The sequence below is a fragment of the Nocardia terpenica genome (assembly GCF_013186535.1).
GTDB classification, from domain to species: domain Bacteria; phylum Actinomycetota; class Actinomycetes; order Mycobacteriales; family Mycobacteriaceae; genus Nocardia; species Nocardia terpenica.
The window spans coordinates 140,959-154,290 of sequence record NZ_JABMCZ010000004.1 but is presented as its reverse complement, the minus strand read 5'-3'; the positions used below and the strand labels follow the sequence as shown (position 1 = coordinate 154,290).

Sequence of the window (13,332 nt, the reverse complement as noted above, 5' to 3'; positions counted from 1 at the left end):
ACGAGGCGACCGTACAGGACGCGCGACGGGCCTCCCGCAGGCACATTGCTTACGTCGCCGGGGCGAGCAGGGCGGCCACCGCCGCGGCCCGGTCCGGGTTCAGCATGCCCGCGTGTGTGCCGGGCAGGGCGTGTTCGGCGACGCGGCCGGTCACGAATTCGCGCCACTGCGCCGGGTCCGCGTCGGAATCGGGCTCGTCCGCCGCGGTCACGTAGACCAGATCGCCGTCGAAAACTCCCGGGCGGTAACCGGATTCGAGCGGTGCGACCGCCGACCGGTACATGCGGCGCACCTGGGCGAGGGTCAGCGCGAGTCGCTCGCCGCCGAGGGCCCGCGCCACGGTGGACAGCTGGTCGTCGGACAGGTCGGCCGGGTCGTCGTCCGGGCCGAGGCGAATGCCCAGCCCGGCCAGCGCCTCGGTGAGTTCGGCCCGCAGCCGCGCGGGGTCGGTGTGGCGGGTGCTGTCCAGCAGGACCAGGGTCTCGACCCGCTCCCCGGCGGCCTGCAGCCGGGTCGCGACGGCGTGCGCGAGGACGCCACCGCGGGACCAGCCGAGCAGATGGTACGGCCCGTGCGGCCGCGCCTGGCGCACGGCGGCGACGTAGCGGTCGGCGAGCTCGCCGATGGTGGCCGCGGGTGTGTCCGGTTCGGTGATAACCGGTGTCTGCAGGCCGTAGAGCGGGCGACCGGGCAGGTGTTCGGCGAGAACCGTGTAGGCCCAGGACAATCCGATCATCGGGTGGACGCAGAACACCGGTTCGCCGTCGCCCGCGGTGCGGATCGGCAGCAGCACGCCCAGGCCGTCGTCCGCGCTCCCGGCCGCCCCCGCGGCGAGGGCGGCCAGGCCCTCGACGGTGGGTGCGGTGAACAGCCACTGCATGCGCGGCGAAACGACCAGCCGCTCCCCCAGCAGGGCGACGACCCGGGTGGCCGTGAGGCTGGTGCCGCCCAGCTCGAAGAAGTTGTCGTCCAGGCCGATTCGCTCGATACCCAGGACCGCGGCGAACACCTCCGCCACGGCCCGCTGCCCGGCGGTGACCGGCGGCCGGTACCGGCGCGGCGCAAACACCGGCGCGGGCAATGCCTTACGATCCAGCTTGCCGGAGGCATTGAGCGGGAAGGCATCCAGCACCACCAGCGCCGCCGGGATCATGTACGCCGGAAGCGACCGCGACAGCGCCGATTTCACCGCATCGACGGCGACGACGGCATCGGGCTCACGCACCACGTAACCCACGATCCGATCGCCCGCGTGCGCATCGGTACGCACCACGACCACCGACTGCGCCACGCCCGGCTGCGCCAGCAACGCCGCCTCGATCTCACCGAGCTCGATCCGCAGACCACGCAACTTCACCTGGAAATCGGTGCGGCCCAGATAGTTCAGCTCCCCCGCCGCCGTCCAGGTGACCAGGTCACCGGTCCGGTACATGCGCTCGCCCGGCTTCGGTCCCCCATTCCCTTCGCCGAAGGCGAACGGGTTGGCTATGAACCGATCCGCCGACAGGTCCGGCCGCCCCAAATATCCCCGCGCCAACTGATCGCCCGCGAGATACAACTCACCCGCGACACCCACCGGAACCGGCCGCAGCCGCGAATCCAGCACATACACCCGGGTATTCCACACCGGCCGCCCGATCGGCACCGACGCCGTATCGGCCGAAGTCACCTCGTGATAAGTGACATCCACCGCCGCCTCGGTCGGACCGTACAAATTATGCAGCCGCGCCCCGGTCAGCTCCACCAACCGCTGCGCCGTCGGCCCCGGCAACGCCTCACCCGACGCAAACACCTGCCGCAGCCGCACCGCGTCGAGAACCTCGACCCGCGCGCTGTCCGCCCCCTCGCCGGAGGCCCTTTCCGATCCCTCGCCGGAGGCCCCCTCCGTTCCCTCGGCGCCGGAGGCGTCGAGGGCGGACACGAAGACCGACAGCATCGACGGCACGAAATGCGCCGTGGTAATGCCCTGCTCGGCAATGATCCGCGCCAGATACACCGGGTCCCGATGCCCGTCCGGCTTGGCGACCACCAACCGCGCCCCGGTCTGCAAGGGCCAGAAGAACTCCCACACCGATACATCGAACGTCGCCGGGGTCTTCTGCAGAACCGCGTCGGTGACGTCGATCGGATACTCGTGCTGCATCCACAACAACCGGTTGACGATCGCGGCGTGCTCGACGGCGACACCCTTCGGGCGGCCCGTGGACCCGGAAGTGAAAATGACATACGCGGTGTGACCCGGCCGAATCGGCTGCACCCGTTCGACATCGGCGATCGGAGCCGCATCGAAACCGTCCAACGCCAGCGCGTCGACCTCCAGCACAGCCACATTCCGGCCGGTAACAAACCCGTCGCGCCCGGTAGTGAGAATCGCCGCCGGACGAGCGATGTCGAGCACATAGTCGATACGGTCGGCAGGCTGATCCGGATCCAACGGCACATACCCGGCACCCGCCTCGAGCACCGCATACATGGCCACAACCAGGTCAATAGAGCGCCGAATAGCCAGCGCAACAAGGGATTCCGCGCCAACACCATCGGCCATGAGACGACGGGCCAGACGATGCACCCGCGCCGCGAACTCGCCGTAGGTGAGCTGCTCGTCCTCGAAAACCAACGCGACCGCATCGGGAGTCGCAGCAGCCTGTGCCTCGAAAAGAGAGACGAGATCCCGACTTGCGCCCGGAAGTTCGTGCGCGGTCGCGTTCCACTCGCCGAGGATTCGGCTCCGCTCCTCCCCGGACATCAGGTCGATGTCGCCCACCGGGGCGTCCGGGTCGGCGGTGACCGCCCCGAGGATCCGCGCGTACCGCTCGGCGAAGGACGCGGCCGTGGCGGCGTCGAAAAGGTCGGTGGCGTAGGTCAATTCGGCGATGATCCCGGCCGGTGCGCCCGTGGCGTCGAACCGCTCGGTGAGCGTCAGGCCGAGGTCGAACGGCGAGACGCCGGTGTGGGCGGGCAGCAGGCCGACCGACAGCTCGCCCAGGGACAGCTCCGGCGGCTGCTGGTTCTGTAGCGCCAGCATCGCCTGGAACAGCGGGTTGCGGGCCTGCGAGCGCGGCGGATCCAGCACCTCCACCAACCGCTCGAACGGCACGTCGGCATGGTCGAAGGCGGCCAGATCGGTGCCGGTCACCCGGGTCAGCAGCGCCTCGAACGCCGCGGCCGGATCGACGGGCGTGCGCAGCACCAGGGTATTGACGAACATGCCGACGAGCCCGTCCAGTTCGGCCGCGCCCCGCCCCGCGATCGGGGTGCCGATCACGATGTCCGTGCCGCCGGACAGCCGCGCCAGCAGCACCGCGAAGGCGGTGTGCACGACACCGAACACCGTGGACCGCCGCCGCGCCGCCAGCGCGCCGATGCCGCGATGCACCTCGGCGGGCAGCGCGAAGCGGTGCACCGCGCCGCGCTGGGACGCCACCGCGGGCCGGGGACGATCCCAGGGCAGCGCCAGCTGCTCGGGAATTCCGGCCAGGGTCTCGGTCCAGTAGCCGAGCTGACGGGCCGCGAGACTGCCGGGATCGTCCTCGTCGCCGAGCGTATCCCGTTGCCACAGCGTGTAATCCGCGTACTGCACCGGCAGCGGCTCCCAGCGCGGCGCGATGCCCGCGGCCCGCGCCGCGTAGGCCAGGGTCAGATCGCGGGCCAGCGGGCCCATCGAGAAGCCGTCGGCATTGATGTGGTGGACGACCAGCACCAGCACGTGCTCGTCGGCGGCCGTCCGCAGCAGCGCCGCCCGCAGCGGCACCGCGGCCGTCACATCGAAACCGCGGCCGACGATCTCGGTCAACCGGCCCGCCAGACCGTCCGGGTCGATCTCCTCCGGCACCAGGGACAGGTGCACGTCGGCGGCCGGAACGATCTCCTGATACGGCCCGTCGGCGTCGGCGGGATAGCGGGTCCGCAGGGATTCGTGGCGCGCCAGCACATCCGCCGCCGCGGCGGTCAGTGCCGCGCTGTCGAGGCGGCCGGTGAGCCGGACCGCGAGCGGAATATTGTAGGCCGCCGAATCCGGGGCCAGCCGGTTCAACACCCACATCCGGCGCTGCGCGAACGACAGCGGAATCCGTTGCGGCCGTGGGCGAGCCGCCAAAGCCGGGCGGTCCGGCGCGGTCGCGCCCACCGCGCGGGCGGCGAGCAGCGCCACGGTCGGGGCCTCGAACAGGTCACGCACCCCGAAGGCGGTGCCCAGGGCGGCGTTGACCCGGGCCGTCACCCGCATGCCGATCAGTGAATTGCCGCCGAGCCCGAAGAAGTTGTCGTCCACCCCGATTCGCGCCACACCCAGCAGCTCCGCGAACACCGCGGCGATGGTCTGCTCGGTCGGGCCGTGCGGGGCACGGAATTCCGGCGCTGCCACGGCCTCGGCCGCGATCGGCGGCAGCGCCCGGCGGTCGAGTTTGCCGCTCGCCGTGAGCGGCAGCCGATCCAGCACGACCACGTGCTGCGGCACCATGTACGCCGGAACCAGCCGGGCCACCCGCTCGATCAGTTCGGCGGTGTCGATCACCTGCCCCGCCTCGGGCACCACGTAGGCGACCAGCAGTTCGCCGCCGTGGTCGGGCCGGGTCACCACGACCACCGTGCGCGCCACCGACGGCTGCGCGGCCACCGCGCTCTCGATCTCGCCCAGTTCGATCCGCAGCCCGCGCAGCTTCACCTGAAAATCGGTGCGCCCCAGGAACTCCAGCGCACCGTCGGCGCGCAACCGGACCAGATCGCCGGTGCGGTACATGCGGGTACCCGGCGCACCGAACGGATCGGCGACGAACCGCCCCGCCGTCTGCCCGCCCGCGCCCTCGTAGCCCCGGGCCAGCTGCACCCCGGACAGATACAGCTCCCCCGCCACCCCGGGCGGCACCCGGTGCAGGCGCGAATCCAGCACGTACGCACCGGTATTGCGGATCGGCCGCCCGATCGGCACCCGGTCGCCGACCGCGCCGTCGCAGCGCTGCACGGTGGAGGTGACGGTCGCCTCGGTCGGACCGTAGGTGTTGTCGACGACGGCCGGATGCCGCTGCCGCACCCGCGCCAGCAGGCTCGCGGGCAGTTCCTCGCCGCCGATCGAGAAGTAGCGCAGGGTGTCCGGCAGGTCCGCGGTGTCGTCGCCGAGCAGCAGCTCCAGCATCGACGGCACGAACTCGAGGATCGCCACCCGGTGCCGGGCCGCGGTCCGCACCAGATAGTCCGGGTCGAGGTGACCGTCGTGCCGGGCGATGACCACCCGCGCGCCGATCTGCAACGGCAGGAACAACTCCCACACCGAGGCGTCGAAGGTGACCGGCGTCTTGTGCAGGACCGCGTCGCCGGGGCCGAGGTCGTATTGCTCACGCATCCACCACATCTGGTTCACCACCGAGCGGTGGGTGATCACCACGCCCTTGGGTCGGCCGGTGGAACCCGAGGTGAACAGCACATAGGCGGCATTCGAATCCCGCAGGGGCGCACGGCGATCCGCGTCGGTGATCGGCTCGCTCGACAGGTGCGACAGCGCGAGCCGATCGATGCGATACCGCGGCGCCTCGATCGCCGATCCGAGATCCAGGTCCTCCCCGGACGTGAGAACGCAAGCGGGCCGGGTGGTGTCGAGAATGTAACGGATGCGGTCGGCCGGATGATCCGGATCGATCGGCACGTACGCGCCGCCCGCGGCCAGCACCGCGTAGATCGCCGTCAGCAGATCCGCGGAACGCCGCATGGCCACGGCCACCCGGACCTCCGGTCCGACGCCCATCGAGACGAGCTGCCGGGCAAGGCGATTCACCCCGGCCGAGAACTCCGCGTAGGTCCGGGTGCGGTCCTCGAACACCACCGCCGGGGCGTCCGGGGTGCGGGCGGCCTGCGCGTGGAACGCCTCCGGCAGGGTGCCGGGCGTCGGCTGCGGCGCACCCACCGAGGCCAGCAGCACCCGCTCGTCGGCCGACAGCAGCGCGATGTCGCCGACGGCGATCTTCTCGTCCTGGCTCACCTGCGTCAGGATCGCCGCGAACCGCCGCGCGAACGCCGCTACGGTGTCGTGGTCGAAAAGGTCGGTGGCGTAATCGATCGCGCCCGCCACCGAGCCGTCGGCGTATTCGGTGAGGGTGACCGTCAGGTCCAGCTTCGCGACGGTGAGGTCCAGGCCCACCTGCTCGACGGTCAGGCCCGGCAGCTCGACGCGCGGCTGCTCGAAGTTCTGCAGCATGAGCAGCACCTGGAACAGCGGCGAGTAGGCCAGGGTGTGGCCGGGCCGCAGCAGCTCCACCACCCGGTCGATGCCGAGGTCGGCGTGCTCGAAGGCGGCCAGGTCGGTATCGCGCACGACGTCCAGCAGCTCCGAGAACTGTTGTGCCCCCGCCACTTCCGTGCGCAGCACCAGGGTGTTGCCGAACATGCCCACCAGATCGTCGAGGGCGGGCTCGCCGCGGCCGGAGATCTGGGTGCCGACGCTGATGTCGCCGGTGCCCGACAGCCGGGCCAGCAGCACCGCCAGCGCGGCGTGCGCGACCATGAACAGCGAGGCGCTGTGTGCGTCGGCAGTGCGCCGCAGCCCGGACACCACATCCCTGCCGATCCGGAATTCGGCGGTCGCGCCGCGGCCGGAGGGCCGCGCGGGGCGGGGACGGTCGGTCGGCAGCGGCAGCAGTTCCGGGGTTCCGGCCAGTGTCCTGCGCCAGTAGCGGGCCTGCGTGGCGGCGAGCGAGGTGTCGTCGGACTCGTCGCCGAGCAGATCCCGTTGCCACAGCACGTAATCGGCGTAGTCCACCGCGAGCGGCGACCAGACCGGGGGCGTGGCGGTGCTGCGGGCGTGATAGGCGGTCACCACATCGCGGGCCAGCGGCGCCAGCGAGGTGCCGTCGCAGGCGATGTGGTGCGCGACCACGGCCAGCACGTACTCCCCGGCATCGACCCGGAACAGCCTGGCGCGCAACGGAACATCGGTGCGCAGGTCGAAACCGGCCGCCGCGCCCGCCAGCAGGCGCGACCGAATATCGGTGGCCGCCAGCGGTTCCGGCGTCAGGTCCGGGGTCGCCTCGGCGGCGGTCAGCACCCGCTGCACCGGCTGCCCGTCCACCTCCGGATAGATCGTGCGCAGCGGCTCGTGCCGGTCGATCACATCGCGCAGCGCCGCCCGCAGCACCGTCGGGTCCAGCGCGCCGGTCAGCCGCAGCGCGAACGGAATGTTGTAGGCCGGGGAGGCCGGATCGAAGCGGTTGGTCAGCCACAGCCGCTGCTGGGCGAGCGACAGCGGCATCGGGTCCGGGCGGTCGCGCCGCACCAGCGGGGGCCGCCGATCGGCCGCGAGCTCCCCGATCGCAGCCGCCAGCTCGGCCACCGTCGCCGCGGTGAAGAACACCCGGGGCGTGACCCGCACGCCGAGCTCGGCCCCGATGCGCGCCGCCGCCCGCACCGCCAGCAGCGAATTGCCGCCCAGCGCGAAGAAGTCGTCGTCCAGCCCGACCGCCTGTTTGTCCGGGTCCAGCCCGAGCACCTCGGCCAGCGCGGTGGCCACCACCCGCTCGGATTCCGTGCCGGGCGCACGGTATTCGGTCGTGGTGAGCGGCGGCGCCGGCAGCGCCGCCCGATCGAGCTTGCCGGCCGGCGTGAGCGGCAGCGTGTCCAGCACCATCATCGTCGCCGGAACCATATGCGCGGGTAGGGCGCTGGCCACGAATTCGCGCAGCTGCCGCGAATCCGGGTGCGCGCCCGGCCCGGCCACCACATAGGACACGAGCACCGTTGCGCCCGAGGGTGTCTCGCGGCCGACGGTGACCGCATAGTCCAGCTGCGGGTGCGCGGCCAGCGCGGCGTCGATCTCCCCCAGCTCGATCCGGAAACCACGGATCTTCACCTGGAAATCGTTGCGCCCCATATACTCCACCGACCCGTCGGGCGCGGTGCGGGTGACGTCGCCGGACCGGTACATCCGGCTGCCGGGCGGACCGGACGGATCGGCGACGAACCGGGCCGCGGTCAGGCCCGGCCGCCGATGATAGCCGCGCGCCACGCCCGGCCCGGCCAGATACAGCTCGCCCGCAACGCCTTCCGGCGCGGCCGCCAGCCGCTCGTCCAGCACGCGCGCGGTGGCGCCGCGGATGGCGCGGCCGATGGTGATCGGATCGCCCGGCGCCAGCGCGTCGCCGATGGTGGTCACGATCGTGGTCTCGGTCGGGCCGTACGCGTTGTGGAACCGCCTGCGGCCACCGGGGATCTCGATCGCCCAGCGCCGCACCAGGTCCGGCGGGCACGCCTCCCCGCCGACCACCACCACGCGCAGCGCGTCCAGCCCGCCCGGATCGACCGAGGCCAGCGCCGCCGGTGTCACGAACGCGTGCGTCACCCGCTCGCGCCGCAGCAGCTCCGCCAGCTCCGGCCCGCCGTACAGCTCGGCCGGGGCGATCACCATGGTGGCGCCCGCGCCGACCGCCAGCAGCAGCTCCAGCATCGACGCGTCGAAGCTGGGCGAGGCGAAATGCAGCGTGCGCGACCGCGGCGTCACCGCGTACCGATCCCGTTGCTCGGCGGCGAGATTCGCCAGCCCCGCGTGGGTGACCGTCACGCCCTTGGGCACCCCGGTCGAGCCGGAGGTATAGATGACGTACGCCGGATGCGCCCCGGCCAGCGGCCGCACCCGGTCGGCGTTGGTGACCGGCTCGGCCACGAATCGCGCCAGCTCCCGGTCGAATTCGGGATCATCGAGGATCAGCCAGTCCGCGCCGGGCAGCTCCTGCGCGCTCGAGCGCACCGAAAGCCCCACCGCCGCACCGGAATCCGAGATCATGTGGGCGATGCGCTCGGCCGGATAGGTCGGGTCGACCGGCACGAACCCGGCGCCGGTCTTCGCCACCGACCACACCGCCGCCACCGACCACACCGAGCGCGGGATCCCGATCGCGACCAGATCCTCCGGGCCCACCCCGCGCGCGATCAGCAGCCGCGCCGCCCGCGAGGACCAGGCGTCGAGCTCCCGGTAGGTGAGCGCCCGCGTGCCGTCGGTCACCGCCACCGCGTCGGGCGCGATCTCGACCGCTGCCGCCAGCAGCAGCGGCAGCGTGGTGACCGCCGGACCGCGCCGCACGCGCGTGGGGCGCGAGCGCGCGCGGCCCGATCCGGATGAACTGGTCACGGCGGTCATCAACATCCTCTCCCGGCAAGGGTCTGGTTCCTGGCCGACACCGAGCACATCGGCGAACGGCCACGACTGGTTAGCCGCCCGCGCCGACGCGGCGGTCGAGGGGGCTGGCGATCGCCCCGACACCGCGGCGCGCTCCCACCCCGCCGACCCGCCGACGACGCAGACATCTCCAGCACAGCGGCACATCCTGAGCGGCCCCGCACCTTATCCTGCGAATGAGCTGGGAACGAATGTCCGGTGATCATTCTCACGGGCGCGCGCCCGACGGTGGAGCCCGGGTCGTCCGAAAGTTTGATTCCGGCGATCACCGCGGCCGGTATCGTCGAAGACGAAGTTAGGTAACCCAAAGTCACACCTCGAGCCGCAGCAAGGAAGCCTTCACATGCCGGACACCGCCCCGCCGACGACCGTGCCGTTCTCGGCGCAGATCCGCACCGCTACCGAGCGGCAGCACGCGGACGCGGAGAACTCCACGTTCATGAGCGACATGCTGGGCGGAATCCTGGGCGTGGACGCCTTCTATCGATACACCGGTCAGCTCTGGCATGTGTACCGAGCGCTCGAGACGCACTGGGACACACTGGCCGACGATCCGGTCGCGGGGCCGTTCGTCCGCCCGGAACTCGCCCGGCTGGCCCACCTCGAGGACGACCTCGCCCACCTCGGCGGCGCGGACTGGCGCGCCGGAGTGCAGGCGCTGCCGTCGACCGCCGCCTACGCCGCCCGCATCGAGGAGTGCGCCCGGCAGTGGCCCGCCGGATACGTCGCCCACCACTACACCCGCTATCTCGGCGACCTGTCGGGCGGTCAGGTCATCCGCGGCACCGCCGAGAAGCTGTGGCAGCTGCCCAAGCGCGGCGACGGCGTCCGCTTCTACGTCTTCGACCAGATCCCGAATCCGGCGGCGTTCAAACGCGAATACCGCGAACTGCTGGACCGGCTCGCGGTCGACGATCTGGAGAAGCAGCGCGTGCTCGGCGAGTGCCAGCGCGCCTTCGCCTTCAACACCGCGATGTTCCGAGAGTTGGCCGCGGAGTTCCCGATTCGCCGCCGGGGCTGACCGGCGACATCCGTCGTTCCGGCGACGCACTCGGCTGGTTGCCCACGGGTTACCGGCTACCTTTACGGATTACATCAAACCCTTTGTTACACATACCGATCGGCGCTCCCAGGTGGTGACACGTCCCACACCGCGGGGAGCGCCGATTGGTTGCGCGCACAACCGACGCGCCGCTAAAGTTACTCACCAGTTAGGCACGAAGGTGTTCCTACCTCGGCCCGACTTCTGTTAAGGGGCCGATTCCATCACGTCCGCATCCACCGACGCATGTCGGACGAGCCAGCTCGCCCATAGGCGGGTTGTGTTGTGCGACAACGGGTTCGAGATGCAGGAGGGGCGATGGTCGCGTACATCGTGACGGGTGGTACCGGTTTTCTGGGCCGGCGTGTGGTCGAGGGGCTCTTGGCCCGCGACCGGGATGCGGTGGTGCACGTGCTGGTGCGCGAGGCGTCGGCGGCCAAGCTGGCCGAGCTCGCCGCGCGCTGGGGCGCCGAGGACCGGGTGTTCCCGCTGATCGGCGATCTGGCCGCGGAAAACCTTGGGCTGCACGACGATCCGCCGCACGCCGAGCACGTCGTGCACCTGGGCGCGGTCTACGACATGACCGCCGACGAGGAAACGGCCTACGCCGCCAATGTCGGCGGCACCCGCGCGGTGATCGGCCTGGCCGTCGACCTGGGCGCCATGCTGCACCACGTCTCGTCGGTGGCCGTCGCGGGCGACCACAAAGGACAGTTCTTCGAGGACGATTTCGACCTCGGCCAGAATCTCACCTCGCCGTACCATCGCACCAAGTTCGCCGCGGAGAAGCTGGTGCGCGAGGCGAAGGACCTGCGCTGGCGGGTGTATCGGCCCGCGATCATCGTCGGCGATTCCCGCACCGGCGAGATGGACAAGATCGACGGGCCGTACTACTTCTTCCCCGCGATCGCGCGCCTGGCGGCGCTGCCCGCGGAACTGCCGCTGCCGCTGCCGGATCTGGGCGCCACCAATATCGTCCCGGTCGACTACGTGGCCGCCGCGATGGTCGAGCTGATCGGCCGCCCCGGGCTCGACAAGCGCACCTTCCACCTGGTCAATCCGCGGCCGCAGCCGTTCAGCGACATCTACGGCGCGCTCGCCCGCGCCGCCGGGGCGCCCGCCGGGCTGGGGCCGGTGCCGGGCAGCCACGGCGCCCTGCACGCCCTGGGCCGGCTGCCCGGCGTGCCGGTCGTGCGCGATTTCCTGTTGCAGCAGCTGGGAATTCCGGCGGAGGTGGCGCCGCACGTGGCGTTCGAGTCGGAGTTCGTCTCCGATTCCACCCGCGCCCAGCTGCGCGGCAGCGACATCACGGTGCCGCCGTTCCACGCCTACGCCGAGACGCTGTGGCGGTACTGGCGCGCGCATCTGGACCCGGACCGGGCGCGCCGCGACGAGAGCGGCGACCGGCTGCGGGGCCGCATCGTGCTGATCACGGGCGCGTCCTCCGGTATCGGGCTGGCCACCGCGCACGCGGTCGCCCGGCGCGGGGCCACGGTGCTGATGGTCGCCCGCAATGTCGAGGAGTTGGAGGCCGCGGCCGCCGCGGTGCGCGCCGAAGGCGGTGCGGCACAGGCGTACTCGTGCGACATCACCGACGAGAAGGCGGTCGAGGTGCTGGTCAAGCAGGTGCTGGCCGACCATCGGCACGTCGACTACGTGGTCAACAACGCGGGCCGCTCGATCCGCCGCTCGGTGCTCAATTCCACCGACCGCATGCACGATTTCGAGCGGACCATGGCGGTCAACTACTTCGGCGCGGTGCGGATGATCCTGGCGCTGCTGCCGTCCATGCGCGAGCGCCGGTTCGGGCACTTCGTGAACATCTCCTCGATCGCGGTGCAGACCAAGGTGCCCCGCTTCGCGGCCTACGTGGCGAGCAAGTCGGCGCTGGACACCTTCAGCGAAATCGCGGCGGTCGAAAACGCCGACGCGGGAATCACCTTCACCTCGGTCCGGATGCCCCTGGTCCGCACCCCCATGATCGCCCCCACCGACCTGTACCGCTCCATCCCCGTCCACACCCCCGCCCAGGCCGCCGACATCGTCCTGCGCGCCCTGGAAGAACGCCCCACCCGCATAGACACCCCCATCGGCACCTTCGCCCAATTCGTCGACACCCTCATGCCCTCGGTAAAGAAATCCATCCTCGCCCAGGGCTTCCACATGTTCGGCGAATCCCCAGCGGCCCAAACCACCGAGCCGAAACCCACTCCAACATCCGACGACCGAGCAACGCCGGAGCCCACGAAGAATCGCAGCCCCCTCCTCGCCCTGGCCCCGGTAGTCCAGCCCCTCATGGGCCTCCCCACCCCCGCCGCCCGCATCGCCAACCGAATCCCGGGTTTGCACTGGTAATTCCGCGCGCCGGGCCGGTGATCCCACCGGCCCGGCGGGCGCAACAGGACAGATGAACCCGAGGCAAGAAATGCTGTACCGCATGTAATTTCGCCAATTCTGGTCATCTACCACTGCCAGCCCACAGAACGCGGACGGCTTACTCACCGGTGTCCTCCTCTTCGATACGCCGCCGAATCTCTTGTACGGAGCAGTCTTTCGGTAGCCGCTGTGGCCACAGCACAACCACCAGGTACACAACGACCGACACCGCCAGCGATGCCAGCAACAGCAGTCCGAGCGCGCCCCAGTCGCTCATTCCTTCGGTGGCCCTTCAGATTTCAGCTTCTCGAACTCCGCTGCCGCTTCCGGATCAGTCGCCGCGTGATGCTTGCAATAGGCATACCTGCCCCAGTACCCATCCGCCTTCATCGGCGGTGGCGGCCCTTCCTCGCGGAGCGCGGCGGCCCGATCGGGAAAGAACCGATCGTAGAATGCCAGGTCGGCCAGCCATGCCTGCTGGAACGTCGCTGGAACGTCGTCTTCGTCGTCCATGTCGCCCACGGGCTATCGCCCCTTCGTGGCAACAGCCAGATTCCTGCCGCGCGGTGTGATCGACCAGCGAGCCCGGTACGGGTTCGTCATTATCAATCCACGAGATTCCAACTGCCCTATTGCCCGCCGCGCTGCCCAACTGGTCAGCTGAGCCTGCGCCGCAATCTGCCCGGCGGTCAGCATGCCGCCGGGCGCAAGCACTCCCAGCACTTCCGATTCGGCGACCGTTCCTGTTCCCATTCGG

General features: G+C 70.8%; 5 protein-coding genes. 2 read left to right on the top strand and 3 right to left on the bottom strand.

All coding sequences use genetic code 11. The annotated features are described in order from the left end of the window. Window positions 1-49: 49 nt before the first annotated feature. Window positions 50-9,118: a non-ribosomal peptide synthetase gene (locus tag HPY32_RS33480; RefSeq protein WP_171983195.1), complete on the bottom strand. Its 9,069-nt coding sequence runs from the start codon at window positions 9,116-9,118 to the stop codon at window positions 50-52. Window positions 9,119-9,500: 382 nt separating this feature from the next. Between HPY32_RS33480 and HPY32_RS33475 the strand changes: the two genes are divergently transcribed. Then, window positions 9,501-10,178 (top strand): biliverdin-producing heme oxygenase, encoded by a 678-nt coding sequence (locus HPY32_RS33475; protein WP_067589988.1) that lies wholly within the window; start codon window positions 9,501-9,503, stop codon window positions 10,176-10,178. Window positions 10,179-10,517: 339 nt separating this feature from the next. Further along, entirely contained in the window at window positions 10,518-12,554 is a 2,037-nt protein-coding gene (locus tag HPY32_RS33470; protein ID WP_067589991.1) for an SDR family oxidoreductase, read from the top strand. Window positions 12,555-12,693: 139 nt separating this feature from the next. Here the strand turns inward: HPY32_RS33470 and HPY32_RS33465 are convergent, their stop codons facing one another. Both HPY32_RS33465 and HPY32_RS33460 read right to left on the bottom strand, forming a co-directional pair. Then, a complete protein-coding gene (locus HPY32_RS33465; protein WP_156674533.1) occupies window positions 12,694-12,852 on the bottom strand; it encodes a hypothetical protein in 159 nt (52 codons plus the stop codon). Next, window positions 12,849-13,097, bottom strand: coding sequence for a hypothetical protein (locus HPY32_RS33460; RefSeq protein ID WP_067589994.1), 249 nt, complete (start codon window positions 13,095-13,097; stop codon window positions 12,849-12,851). The genes HPY32_RS33465 and HPY32_RS33460 overlap by 4 nt, the downstream gene beginning before the upstream one ends. Window positions 13,098-13,332 lie beyond the last annotated feature (235 nt).